This is a genomic window from Enteractinococcus coprophilus, assembly GCF_006716305.1.
Lineage (GTDB): Bacteria > Actinomycetota > Actinomycetes > Actinomycetales > Micrococcaceae > Yaniella > Yaniella coprophila.
The window spans coordinates 93,314-104,939 of record NZ_VFOU01000004.1; the positions used below are offsets into that span (position 1 = coordinate 93,314).

At 59.2% G+C, this 11,626-nt stretch carries 10 protein-coding genes and 1 tRNA gene; 3 read left to right on the forward strand and 8 right to left on the reverse strand.

Going from position 1 to position 11,626, the window contains the following annotated elements; translation table 11 throughout:
- Nucleotides 1–10 precede the first annotated feature (10 nt).
- From FB556_RS11680 to FB556_RS11700, 5 genes are all read right to left on the reverse strand, one after another.
- The gene (locus FB556_RS11680) at nucleotides 11–2,143 is read right to left on the reverse strand and encodes an HNH endonuclease signature motif containing protein (RefSeq protein ID WP_141867932.1); all 2,133 of its coding nucleotides are present in this window, start codon (nucleotides 2,141–2,143) and stop codon (nucleotides 11–13) included.
- 434 nt (nucleotides 2,144–2,577) lie between these two features.
- Nucleotides 2,578–3,555, reverse strand: coding sequence for a hypothetical protein (locus tag FB556_RS11685; RefSeq protein ID WP_141867934.1), 978 nt, complete (start codon nucleotides 3,553–3,555; stop codon nucleotides 2,578–2,580).
- Nucleotides 3,552–3,887, reverse strand: coding sequence for a chorismate mutase (locus FB556_RS11690; RefSeq protein ID WP_141867936.1), 336 nt, complete (start codon nucleotides 3,885–3,887; stop codon nucleotides 3,552–3,554). Before FB556_RS11690 ends, FB556_RS11685 begins: the two co-directional genes overlap by 4 nt.
- Nucleotides 3,888–3,897: 10 nt before the next feature.
- The gene (gene mnmA, locus FB556_RS11695) at nucleotides 3,898–5,046 is read right to left on the reverse strand and encodes a tRNA 2-thiouridine(34) synthase MnmA (RefSeq protein WP_246057451.1); all 1,149 of its coding nucleotides are present in this window, start codon (nucleotides 5,044–5,046) and stop codon (nucleotides 3,898–3,900) included.
- Between the two features lie 17 nt (nucleotides 5,047–5,063).
- On the reverse strand, nucleotides 5,064–6,275 hold the full coding sequence (locus FB556_RS11700; RefSeq protein WP_141867938.1) for a cysteine desulfurase family protein: 1,212 nt from the start codon (nucleotides 6,273–6,275) through the stop codon (nucleotides 5,064–5,066).
- A 38-nt stretch (nucleotides 6,276–6,313) separates the two neighbouring features.
- Here FB556_RS11700 and FB556_RS11705 point away from each other — a divergent pair, with 38 nt between their 5' ends.
- The 3 genes from FB556_RS11705 to FB556_RS11715 are packed head-to-tail and all read left to right on the forward strand — an operon-like array spanning nucleotide 6,314 to nucleotide 9,130.
- A complete protein-coding gene (locus tag FB556_RS11705) occupies nucleotides 6,314–7,183 on the forward strand; it encodes a J domain-containing protein (protein ID WP_170200460.1) in 870 nt (289 codons plus the stop codon).
- Nucleotides 7,180–7,704, forward strand: coding sequence for a tRNA (cytidine(34)-2'-O)-methyltransferase (locus FB556_RS11710; RefSeq protein ID WP_141867943.1), 525 nt, complete (start codon nucleotides 7,180–7,182; stop codon nucleotides 7,702–7,704). Before FB556_RS11705 ends, FB556_RS11710 begins: the two co-directional genes overlap by 4 nt.
- A gap of 49 nt (nucleotides 7,705–7,753) precedes the next feature.
- The gene (locus tag FB556_RS11715; RefSeq protein WP_246057491.1) at nucleotides 7,754–9,130 is read left to right on the forward strand and encodes an anti-sigma factor domain-containing protein; all 1,377 of its coding nucleotides are present in this window, start codon (nucleotides 7,754–7,756) and stop codon (nucleotides 9,128–9,130) included.
- Between the two features lie 33 nt (nucleotides 9,131–9,163).
- Here FB556_RS11715 and FB556_RS11720 read toward each other — a convergent pair whose 3' ends face one another.
- From FB556_RS11720 to FB556_RS11730, 3 genes are all read right to left on the reverse strand, one after another.
- Nucleotides 9,164–9,922 (reverse strand): PIG-L deacetylase family protein, encoded by a 759-nt coding sequence (locus FB556_RS11720; RefSeq protein WP_246057453.1) that lies wholly within the window; start codon nucleotides 9,920–9,922, stop codon nucleotides 9,164–9,166.
- A gap of 16 nt (nucleotides 9,923–9,938) precedes the next feature.
- Nucleotides 9,939–11,246 carry a S1C family serine protease gene (locus tag FB556_RS11725; protein WP_141867947.1) on the reverse strand — a complete coding sequence of 436 codons (1,308 nt, stop codon included), beginning with the start codon at nucleotides 11,244–11,246 and terminating at the stop codon, nucleotides 9,939–9,941.
- A gap of 233 nt (nucleotides 11,247–11,479) precedes the next feature.
- Nucleotides 11,480–11,553, reverse strand: a tRNA-Met gene (locus tag FB556_RS11730).
- Nucleotides 11,554–11,626 lie beyond the last annotated feature (73 nt).

Genomic DNA, 11,626 nt, shown 5'->3' on the forward strand with positions numbered 1-11,626 from the left:
GGCAAGGTCGTTATATTGCCCAGTACATATTCCGTAGCAGCGGCTGGGTGGGGTCGAGCCAGGGTGCGGGTTGGAAGAAATGGGTGGCGTTGAGGGTGCGGATCGTCCATTTGCCGTTGTGCACGGCCGCATGGTGGAAGGCACACAGGCTAATCGCGTTTTCTACGTCAGTCAGCCCGCCGAGTTCCCAAGGTCGCAGGTGGTGGATCTGGCACCACGCAGCAATGATCGTGCAACCCGGGGCTTGGCACCCGCGGTCACGGGCTAAAATAGCGCGACGTTGGGCCGGAGTGAAAGTCCGATAGGTTCGCCGTTGGTTGAGCACACTGTGGTGATGATTCCAGATTTGACCGACCAGCTGGCTGTCACAGGCTAGTTTTTCGGCATCTTTGGGATGTAACGCCCCGATGTTCAGCGCCTCCGAAATATACCCGGTCCAGGGTGGTGGGCTGCTCCCAAAAACATGGTTGGGATCTCTACACAGAGCAGCAGGATTGTCGGGGTTTGGGCGTTTAAGCACCGTCGGCACCACTCCATGAGGACCGCGGGGTCTTCGGACGTCTTCAGGGATCGCGCCAATCCCCAGCGTCTGGTAGGCAGTTTCAACATCCTGGACGATCACCAGGGTTGCATCTGCGCCGTGGGATCTTTTCAGTTGTAATTCGTCCGGCGCCATACTGAAAATGGCGTGGAACACGCCCACCAGAATGGCAGTGACCAACTGCCCTGGGGTGAGTTGCTCGATAGCATCGAGGTCTTTTCGAGCTGTGGTATTGCCCTGGTCGTCTTCAGCCACAGCCGCTGCCGGATCACGATCAGTACTCAGATCGTCCAGCGTGGCCATATTCATCGGAAGGTCCGATTCGAGATCATCAAATAAGCGTTTATGGTCGTCGGTGCGCGTACTGTCGTCAACCGGTTCCCCTGGCTGCGTGGCGCTATGGGCGCTATCCTCTGACGTAAAGTTAGTGTCCTTATCCTCTGAGGTAGTCGAGTGATCACTGGTTGGCGTTTCCTGCTCGTCTTCACGATCATGAGCGGGGTTGTACAGCCATTCCGTGTAGGCCCCATCAGGTTTGAGGGGCGCTCCGTTGCGATTCAGCTGATTAACAACGAGATGCTTGTACTTGGCATAGATGTCCGGGGTGGCATGCATCCAAATTTTTCCAGATCCGTCAGCGTAGCCCTGATCGCGGAGTACATTGTCGGCTTTCTTGCGCAAAGTCTGGGCTATAGGCGGCCCATCGGCGTCGAGAGCGTGCGCAATCTTATCCGCCCAGCGACGTCGAGCAGCGTTGAATGCATCCGGGTTCGAAGCTTCAGATGCTTCCACTAGAGTTGATTCGAATTCACGCAGCACGGCGTCTTTGTCATCGTGGGACGCGGTGGTTTTGCGCACATACTGGGTTAGATCTTGATCGAGCCACACGATCCGGTCTACATTCTCGGCAGGAATGGTGCCATCTTTAAATGCTTGAGCAAGTTTCAATAACTTTGGCTGATGAACGCCCATTGTTGGGTCCTGACCGGGATTCCACGTGACATAGGGCATCCGGTCATGAATCTTCTTGGTTGTTTGTCCAGAAAAACGTAGAACTTCTTTGAAATACGCCGTACTGTCGCGGAAAGCTTGGACGCCTTCCGGGGTTCCCAGATATTCCGGCTGTTTGAAAAATACGGGTTGTAAGTGCCGAGCGAAGCCGGTGACCATCGCGTCATGAGCGTGCTGGATTCCACGCACCATCTGAGCGATAAAAGGAATAGCATCGTGTTGATTCTCTGGCGGAGCCGGCAGTGGCCGCGGCGCGATGATGGGGTTGCCGTCAACGTCTGTAGGATCATCCTCACCACTGGCTGCCTGACGTAGAGCGTCCATGGGGGCGGGACTGTCTGTGGCATCAGCATCACTATTTCCGCTGCCTGCTTGTGGCTGGTGACCAGACCAGTCCGCACCGGAGGCTCGTCGATATTGGGCAAACTCATAGGCGGTGCCGGGATCCGCCATCCGCTGTGACAATTTCTGTTGCGCCACAGCCGTGAGGTAGGTCAACTGCCCAATGCTTAGGTCGTCTAGTCCCTCGAGATTAATCTCGGCTGGCATCGGCACGGCGATTCCGAGGTCCGGAAGTGCGGTGGAAGCCATCGGCGCATCCTCTCAACGAGACATCGGAAGCAAAAAGCCTAGGAGAAAAACATCCTCGGAGATAACAAGGGAGAAATCAGAAACAGTGGTGAACGACTAGTAGCCCTATTCTACCTGTCGACCTGATGACAAGCAACGACTTATACTGCTTTGTTTAACACTTTAGGGCAGTTAAAGTCGTCTTATACATCGTTTTTTGTTATATCATTAGGCGTGTTGCTATTATTGTGGACAATTGTGTTCGACACTTCGAATCATCCACAAGTCCGAGGACACGGTTGTCAGCAAACTGCAGAGTGGCTAGCAGGGGGTCGTGTGTCACAGGTCAGCAGAGCCCTAACCTCGCGGTTCATCCTCATTATGAACATGAAAAAGCGCTGCCCCAGTGGCTTTCCGCTGTGGCAGTGCGATCGGTCCGAAAAAATGTGCCGCAGCTAGAGGCTACCCGCATATCCGGCTGCGTGATCAGCGACCGTTTGTAACGCTTCCAAACCGGATCCGACAGCGATCTCAGGTGCTGCATTGAATTTCTGCACCAACCGCACATGCTCGAGGCAGACCGGATCTAAACCCCAGTCCAAGTACTGCTGAATCAGCTCTTCGGCGTAGCGTTCTGGGTCGCTTCGACGTTGTAGCTGTAGAGCAACCGGTCGCCCGGCTCCCACCAGCGCGTCAATAAGCTCCCAAACCTGTTCTGTGCGTTGGCTGCGTCCGACTGGCCAGCTCAGCGCAATGGAACCGACCTGCGCGGCAGAACGTAGCGTCTCGAACGGTGTTTCAAGAAAAATTTCTGCATCCAGGCCTTCGGTCAGTTGCCAATACGAGCGAATCTCACTGACGTCAACGGCCCGTTCTACGTCTGCGCCTGAGACTGTACGAATCCTGCCATTGACGACGTCGTGCGCACGTTGTTCTTCGACGAATACGCTAACGCGTGCACCTAACACATCGTGGATGCGACGAATCAGATCGGCTACCCCTTCGACCCAGACAGCCGCAACATCGGCGCGAGCACCAGCATCGCGTAAGATGCGCTGACCCGATGGCAACATGGCGTCGACCAACAGAGAGACAGGGCCGAGCAAACGCACCGAGACGGCCGGGACGTCGGCGCCGGCAGCGACATCGGCCATGGCCTGGATGATGGAGTTGCGGTGCGAGATGGCGCGTAACTGATCGGCGGCGTTGATTCGACTTCCGCGTTGCAGTTGCCACCCGTAGGGGCGCAATTCGAAGGGCAGGCTCAGATTGGCAACAACTTTACCGAGCCCGCGGGCGTGTGGACCGACGTCAGGCAGTTCAGCCAGTGCTGGGATATGGGGCGCACCAAGCTCGTTGAGCTGCAGCGCGTAGACCGCATGCGGGTCGGTGCCGGAAAATGTCCCATCGACCACGCCGATGGGGTGGGTCACCGCTGCTCCTGTGAAATGGCTTTATGGTGGCGGATGACTTCTTCGATGATGAAGTTCAAGAACTTTTCGGCAAAGACGGGATCCAGTTCGGCGTCGCGGCTCAGGTCGTGCAGCCGTTTGATTTGTGCCTTTTCCCGTTCCGGGTCGGACGGTGGCAGATTGTGGCGGGCTTTGAGTTGGCCAACTTTTTGGGTGCATTTGAACCGTTCGGCCAGCAGATACACCAGGGTTGCATCAATATTGTCGATGCTGGAGCGAATGGATAACAGTTCATCCAGGATGACCGGATCGGTTTTGCCCGTCAATGACGACGCCGTGGAATCATAAATCATGGTTCTTAGTCTAGACGTGTGTCAATCGCTGGGCGTTGATTGACTTGTGGATCGTCACCTGACCGAGCACGCGAGTGGCCTGATACAGGACAGCGGTCTGACCGGGGGCAACACCCTGGATGGTCTCGTTCAGTTCGATCTGCCAGACGACGTCGGAGGCGCCGTCGACATCTGCGGTGGTCACCCGGGCACGGCCGGGTACAGGTTCGGCGTGGGCGCGGACTTGGACGCGGCAATCAAACCAGTCTCCGGTGGCTTCTTCTGCCAGTGGGCTCCCGGCCCAGGATGGGCGGATGCCGGTGATGCGATCCACGGCCAGCATGTCGCGTGAACCGACGACGACGGTGTTTTCCTTCGGCCGGATTTCCAACACGAAGCGTGGTTTACCGTCTTCGGCGGGTTTGCCAATGGCTAGGCCGCGGCGCTGTCCGATGGTGAATGCTTGGGCTCCGGGGTGGGTGCCGACCTGTTCGCCGTCGGTGTCTACGATCGCGCCTTCGGTCATGTCGATCTTTTCTTCCAACCAGCCGCGGGTGTCGCCGTCGGGGATGAAACAAATGTCGTGCGAATCGGGCTTCTGAGCAACCGAGAGGCCACGTTCTGCGGCTTCCGCGCGCACCATGTCCTTGGACGGGGTGTCGCCCAGCGGGAACATCGAGTGTTTGAGCTGTTCGGCGGTCAGCACGCCCAACACGTAGGACTGGTCTTTGGCGTCGTCGGCGGCACGGTGCAGTTCGAGTTCGCCCCGGTCGTTTTCAATCACCTTGGCATAGTGACCGGTAACAACGGCGTCGAAACCCAGCGCCAGTGCACGTTCGAGCAGGGCGGCGAATTTGATGCGTTCGTTACAGCGCATGCACGGGTTCGGGGTGCGGCCGGCGGCGTATTCGTCAATGAAGTCTTCGACGACTTCTTCCTGGAAGCGTTCCGAGAAGTCCCAGGTGTAGTACGGGATACCGAGCTTTTCGCACGCGCGCCAGGCATCCGAGGCGTCTTCGATTGTGCAGCAGCCGCGCGAACCGGTGCGCAGCGTGCCGGGCATCCGGGACAGGGCTAGGTGAACACCGACGACGTCGTGGCCGGCGTCAACGGCGCGCGCTGCAGCAACTGCCGAGTCGACACCGCCCGACATTGCGGCCAAAACCTTTAACTTTTTCATAACCATTTCACTTCCGTTTAGCGGTGGGAGTTTGCGGTGCGAATCGAGGATGTTTCAGCGGTCATCCCGGCTTTCGCGGCCGCCTGGTACACCCCAGGCAGCGTGGCAATCACCGCGTCAATATCTGCTTGCGTCGTCGTGTAGCCCAGGGAGAACCGCTGGGTGGATCGAGCTGCGGCCTCATCTTGACCGGTAGCCAGAATCACCTGTGAGGGTCGCGAGACTCCTGCGTTACAGGCCGAACCCGTCGAGGATTCGATACCCGCCATGTCTAACCCAAATAATAACGAGTCACCCTCGGCTTGAGCAAAGGAAAAATGCACGTTCGTTGGCAGCCGATAATTTCCGTCCGCCGGTCCCTGGAGTTTGGCCTGGGGAATGTGCTGTTGGATGGCCGCAATCAATTGGTCACGCAGTCCGGCTAGACGAGCGGATTCTTCGGCCAGGTTGGCGGTGGCTTCTTCAGCCGCGGCAGCAAAAGCAACGATCAATGCATCGGCTGTGGTGCCCGAGCGGATGTCGCGTTCCTGTCCGCCACCGTGGAGCACCGGGGTCGGTTTCGCGTCACGACGGACCAGCAGCGCACCAATGCCCACCGGTGCGCCAATTTTGTGACCTGAGATCGCCATCGTGGTAATCCCGGGAGCAAAGGTGATGGGCAGGGCGCCAAAGGCCTGGACGGCGTCGACGTGAAAGTCCACGTTTTCGGCTGCGCATAACTCAGCCACCTGCGCAATGGGCTGGATGGTCCCGATCTCGTTATTGGCCCACATCAAAGTGGCCACCGCGATGCGACCGCGGTGGGCTTCCAACGCAGCGCGCCAGGCTTCGAGGTCAACAAAACCTTCGGCGTCGACGTCGACAAAAACGAGCTGGGCGCCCTCGTGGGCTGCTAACCATTCCAACGAATCGGCCACAGCCGGGTGTTCGATGCCTGTGGCAAGAACGACATTTTTGGTTTCTTCGGCTGCCCGATGGGCCAGGTAGAGCCCCTTGATACCGAGGTTGTCGGCTTCGGTGCCACCCGAGGTAAAGATGATTTCACTGGGGTGCGCTCCCAGGGTGGCGGCGAGACGGTCCCGGGCATCGGCGACGTGGAGCTTGACTGAACGCCCGGCGGAGTGCAGGGCAGAAGCATTGCCGATGCGTTGGGCCTGGGTGACAAAAGTCTCCAGCGCGGCCGGGCGCACCGGGGTGGTTGCTGCGTGGTCAAGATAAATCCGGGACATGTCCTCTAGTTTAGAACAGCGCAGGTAGAATATGGCCCGTGCCAGATAATCACCGCCACCAATTCGACCCCTATGCCGTGCTAGGGGTCAGCCGTTCGGCATCCAAGCGCCAGCTTCGCCGGGCGTACTTGGCGTTGGCCAAACAACACCACCCGGATCGCGGGGGTGACGCGGCTCGCTTCGACGAAATCACGAAGGCGTGGAAACAACTTTCTGAACTTGATTCCACGCCCCGATCGACACCGAAACCCCAACCACGCACCCGCACCAAGCCGACACCTAAGTCCAGCCCCGATCCGGTGCGCTTCATTCCACCCCTGGCCGATGGACCGATCCGTACGGCCACAAAGCCGCCCGTATCGGTGGATTCGCTCTTGGCCCAACAGGTAGTCCACGGGGTGCTTCCGGGTGGTTTCTTGCATCGAAAGCAGCGAGCCCTCCACGCTGAACTCTCTGAGGTCCTGCAGTCACGGGTCTACGGGGCGCTACCCGCCGTCCGCATTTTCCACGGGGTCAAACTCTCACGCAAACTCGTCCTGAATACGGTGTTACTTGGTGGCTCCAAGGTCGCGGTCTTCGGGGTGCAACACGCCCCACCGGATGTCTACCAGTTCAATGGCACCCACCTGCTGGGTCGTAAGCGCATTGAGCTCCCGGATCTGACCGAGGCCGTGCTCGGTCTGCAGCAGTTGCTGCCAACCTTTGAGGTCGGTGGGTTCGCCGTCATCTTTTCCGCCAATCCACACGCCCCAACCATCCAGGCCCCGGATGCGCTCAATACCCTTGGGCTGACCGAGGCTCCAGCGTCCGTCATGGACGCCGTCCGCAATATCAAACTCTTTATCGGCACCGGCAATCACAATGTGGTTGATCGGACCGCCATGGGACAACTCATCGCCACACTATGACACACAATCCACACGACACGGCACCACGAGCCGCCGACCCAACTAACCCGGGCTTTCGGCTGCTCTTCCATACCCCAGAAATCCCAGGCAACACCGGTAATGCCATCCGGCTGGCCGCGATCACCGGCGCGCAATTGCACCTGGTGGAACCCCTGGGCTTTAATTTCGACGACGCCCACCTGCGGCGGGCCGGCCTGGACTACCACGACTTGGCCGTGATGACGGTGCACAAAGATCTCGCCGCTGCCTTCAAAGCGCTTGCTCCCGCGCGGGTTTTTGCCTTCACTGGCACCGGCACGGTTCGCTACGACGAAGTCTCCTATCACCCCGGCGACGTGTTGTTATTCGGACAAGAATCCACCGGTCTGCCTGATGACGTGCTCAACGACCCTGCGATCACCGAAACCGTTTATTTGCCGATGCAAACCGGTCGGCGCTCGTTGAATCTGGCAAATTCGGCATCGATTGCGCTGTATGAAGCCTGGCGGCAGTATGAATTTGCCGGCAGTTCACCACGCTAGGGCGCGCCGAGCCTGCGTGAAGACAGCGCAGTTACTAAGCTAAGTCGTGATGGAAACACATACCCCTGGCCCAGCGCACTTATTGTTCCAATCCGGAGAGAACGACACTGCCGCGTTCGCAGCGTTGTATGATCTCACCTCGCCGCAGGTCTTTGGCATGCTCACCGCACAGTTCCCTTCCGAAGACGATGCATTGCAGGCTACGACTGACGCCTACATCACGCTGTGGCGCCAGGCTCCACACTTTACATTCGATTTCAACGTTGACCACGCCGATGAACTAGCACGGGACCGCACCGTGGTCGCGTGGATCAATTCGATAGCCCAGCAAACTGGCCGCTACCACCGCCCCGACGCCACCACCATCGGCGATGTGGACCGCATGCGCGCCATCGCAGCCCGCCTAGGCGAACTCGAACCACTCACCGAGGCCCAAGCCGTCGCCCTGACCACCGTGTGGTTGGGTGGGCGCACCATCGACGAGGCCGCCGATGAACTCGACGTGGCCCTACCGACCTTGAAATCTCGCCTGCGCGATGCCGCGGTGCGCCTGACCCGCCACTACCTCACCGAGATCACCGGCAGCACGTCCGCCGAATCGGACCCGCTGCTGGCCACCCGGGTCACCGGAACCCTCTCGGCGTCGGGCGGTCAAACGGCCGCGTTTTCCGATGATATTGATGTCGATCTGCACGTGGGCCTCGGCAGCGAGCTGGCGACCCTGAATGCGCTACAGGCTCTGGATGACGACGACGCGGTAGCTGTCGAAGCCTGGATCAACCGCCAAGATCGCGACGTTGCCGCCCAACTACGGGCCCGCACCGCACTCTTCCAACGCATGCTGACCTGGGCGTTTCGTCGGGTCGCCGCCCATCCCCCGGCCCATCTGTTGGATTCGGTGCTAGAACAACTGCCCGAACAAAATGTGGGCATCGGGTTTATTGAAACCGTGGACGAGTACGAAGTCGAGGAAGACCCCGACCAGCAGCGCCGCAGTCGGGCGATGTTCATCGTCGTGGGCGCCGTATTGATTATCGCTGTGATTGTGGCCGTCATCTTTTTGAATACCGGTGACCAGCGCATCCGCAGCGCCGTCGATAATGCCCAAGACCGGACTAGTGTTTCGGCAACCATGGACGGGGCCTCGGTGACCGGCCACTTCTCCAACGACGAAGACGTCGCCTACCTGTCCTTTAGTGATGTACCTGAGCTGGCCGAAGATGAACGCTACCAGGTCTGGCTCTTTGAAGAGCCCGGTGGCTCGGTTGTTTCAGTCGGTACCTATACGGCCCAGCAGTTGGAAAACGGTGAGGTCCAGTTCCGCGGGGTGACCAATTATGAACTGTTGTGGATCACCGTCGAACCCGAAACCGGGTCTGAAACGCCATCCAGCACCGCTCTGGTCGAGATGTCGCTGCAGGACTAGCGCGTCCGGGTCAGCCGCGTACGGTTTCTCGGGCTAGAACCCGGCGAACGTGGTCTCGTCATTGACGGCAACCACGTGAAAGACTTCGGCGGCCCGCCCAGGCGTGGGATGACACTCTTGCATTGCGGTGCGCACGCGATGGTCCATGAATGCTGGATCCGGATGCTGCGAGGCATGCACGTGGAGCGCTTCGAGTTTGCGCTCGACATATTCGGTGACATCAATGGCGACGTTTGCTAATTCGCTGGGAGCGCCCATCATCCACAGCTGGCCGATGCGAAATGCCGGAAGGTGTGCCAATTGTGGGTAGGCAAATGGGTTTTCCACGGCCGGGTAGATCGCTCGCACTGTCGCTTCCCCAACCGCCAGATGGTCAGGGTGCGAGGCTTGTAAGCGTTGCCAATGGCGTTGCGGGTGCTGGGTGATGACGACGTCGGGCTGGACCTCACGCATCACCTGAACTAATTGCGCCATCAGTTCGTGAGTGGGTTCTACATAACCGTCGAGGTGTTTCAGATAGCGCACTTCCGAGACTCCGACGACGGCGGCTGCGGTGCGTTGTTCCTGCTCACGCCGGGCGATCATCGCTTCGCGCGAATGGTCCAGCTCAAATCCTCCCGCGTCGCCCGAGGTGACCAGACAATAAGTGACATCTACGCCCGCGTCGGTCAGGGCTGCGATGGTCGCGGCTGCTCCGAAGTCAATGTCATCCGGGTGCGCGGCAATGGCCAGCGCACGGGTGATGTTCGACTTTTTGACAAGGTCAGCAGCAAAGACAGGTTGGTTGAGCACGCCTTATAGTGTAGCCCTAGTTCATCGTGCCCAGCGTGACCGTTTCATGAAACTCTTCACCGTCTCGGAGCACGGTCAACTCCACTTCGGAACCCCCCGGATATTCACGCACGGTGGCCGATAGCGAGCCGGGATCGGTAACCGGTTGACCGTCGACGGCGGTAATCACGTCGTCGGACTGCAGCCGGGTGCCGGCGGCTGGACCGTCTTCAACGACCTCAACGACACGGGCCCCAGATGAGAGACTGCCTTGGCCCGTTGGCACGATGGTCACGCCGAGGACACCGTGGGAGGCTTCGCCGTTCTCAATGAGTTCTTGAGCGACGCGCTGAGCGTATTCCACGGGGATTGCAAAGCCCAGGCCAACGTTACCTTCAGTACGCGTAGCGATTGCCACATTGACGCCGATCAGCCGTCCTGCGCCGTCTACGAGAGCACCACCCGAGTTCCCGGGGTTGATTGCGGCGTCGGACTGAATGACGTTGAGATGAATCTGCCCCTGTGCTGCGGGCGGCTCGGTATTGTCGGGTAGCCGGAATTCAAAGGGGTTTTCTTCCTGCGGCGTGTCCTGTTCTTCTGGAACCGCTGACGAGGCAACCGAAATTGTGCGATCCAAATTCGAGATGATGCCCTCGGTTACGGTGCCTGATAATCCCAGCGGCGCACCGATGGCCACCGCTTGGTCGCCGACATTCATGTCCTGGGAATTACCCATCTCGATGGGCTGGAGGCCTTCTGCATCAATCTTCACCACGGCAAGGTCAGACATCGGATCAAGACCGACCACTTCGGCCTCGTACACTTCGCCATCGTGAGTCTGCACGAGCACACCGGCAGCAGCGGTTTGACCACCAAGGGTCACAACGTGCGTGTTCGTGAGGATATGGCCCTGTTCATCCAGGATCACTCCGGAACCGGAGCCCTCGGCTTGATCGCCCCCGACGGCAAGTGTTACAACCGACGGCGATGCCACTGCAGCCGCTTCGGTCGTGGGCGTGACGTTATCTGTGCGGTTGAGCTGGGGGGAATCGCGGATCTCGCTGGACGCGGCAGGTGAGCCGTCGTCGAGATAATGTGCCGTCAGTCCCCCGGCACCTCCACCGAGCACCGCGGCCAGTGCGACAGAGGTCAACAGGGCGGGCCAGCCGAAACGTTGTGGTGAGCGCTGGTGGTTAGCGGACGCTTCAGGTTCAGAGTGCGGTTGGAACGAGCGTTGAAACTGCGGTGGCGGCGGTGGAGCATCATTGCCCGACGGGACGGATGACGCGTCGCGCCGATCCGAGGGATTCGTGTGCTCAGGTTGCGGGGGCCAAGTCTCGTGCATTATCGTCCTTTCCTGTCAGGTCCATCTTGATACAGTTTTCTGGGTGTTTCCACCATGATTTCCTGACGATAGCTGAAGATTCCCTACACTCCGGAAGACGTGCGTATTGGGCCAAGATGCTCGGGATCCCCCGGTGGCGTTTCGTCAGCGGCTCAGCCGTCCGGAGCCCTGAGGAACCGGTTTTGGGAAAAGCAAAGACCCCCGAGAAATCTCGGGGGTCTTTGGCTATTCAGTTGCGGGGGCAGGATTTGAACCTGCGGCCTTCGGGTTATGAGCCCGACGAGCTACCGAACTGCTCCACCCCGCGGCGTCTTTCTCTACTGTACACACCGCGGAAATGGAATGCAAATCGGACGATCAGCTCATCGACCCCTATACCC